The sequence below is a fragment of the Pedobacter sp. 01T416_2 genome, assembly GCF_056398925.1.
The window spans coordinates 1-1,060 of the sequence record NZ_JBFTQI010001215.1; the positions used below are offsets into that span (position 1 = coordinate 1).

A 1,060-nucleotide genomic window follows, 5' to 3' on the forward strand; every position below is an offset into this window, starting at 1 on the left:
TAGGATCATGCCCTGCTTCCAAAGCAGGAAAGAATTCCAATACGGTTGTTTCCATGATGTTTTGAATTTGATTTCCAAAATTGGCTAGGAAAAAACAGGGGGTATCCAATATTGGAAAGGTTGGACTGAAAAAAGCGCTGTAGTATTAGGCAGCAGTGACAACTCCTTCGCTAAAAAACGAAAATAACTTTGTGATCAGATCCAAAATTGTACATTTGAAAAATCACCAAATATATTAACAATGTTCTCAGTTCTAATTGACACCTCAGCTTACGAAGCGTTACGCTTATCCTTTAAAGGAGATATCTTTGACTCTCTTAAAAAACTCAGTGATGAACAGAAAACAACTGTTGTTGGGAGTGACATTCTAAAAAAAGAGATGGAATCGCATCTGAAAGAAACGATAGCGAAGTCTGTTAACAAATTGGAAAGTTTAAATAAGGATTTAGACAGATTGGTGCAAAATGATTTGGGTTTAATTTCCTCTTTATTGTCTGATCCTACTAAGTTCAAAGACGACTTATTTAATGAACGCAAAAAAAGGATCGATGATTATTTTGATAGCATTATTTACGAAGAACTTGATATAGCCAAGGTAGATAACAACAAGATTATAAATGATTATTTTAATATAAAGCCACCATTTGGCGAAGGAAATAAGCGAAAAGAATTTCCTGATGCATTTATATTAAACGCCTTTATAGATGAATATGGTGATAATTTAGCGAGTACTTGCCTGATCAGCCAGGACGCAGATTGGAAAAAATTTGCAGCACAATATCCCGACATTAGATTTTTTGATTCTATAGCGAAATTCGTTGATTTTATCCACACAGAATACGATTCAGTATTCATGACATCACTAAAAACAGCTGTAGAAGGTAAAAATGATCTTATCGTTTCTTATTTAAAAGACGTTATTTCAGATAATGAAATTACAATCGACGATCTCTGGATAGATCCGGAAATTGAGCTAGATCCAGAAAGTGTAACCGTTAAAATCATTGATTTTAATGTTATCTCCTTTGCAAGCGAATCGGCCAAGATCGATGTCAAAATC

The 1,060-nt window shown here is 34.1% G+C and carries 1 protein-coding gene; it reads left to right on the forward strand.

Annotation, left to right across the window (positions count from 1 at the left end):
• Positions 1-241: 241 nt before the first annotated feature.
• On the forward strand, positions 242-1,060 hold an 819-nt coding region (locus tag AC1DPQ_RS28655; RefSeq protein ID WP_477611700.1), incomplete at its 3' end, for a PIN domain-containing protein.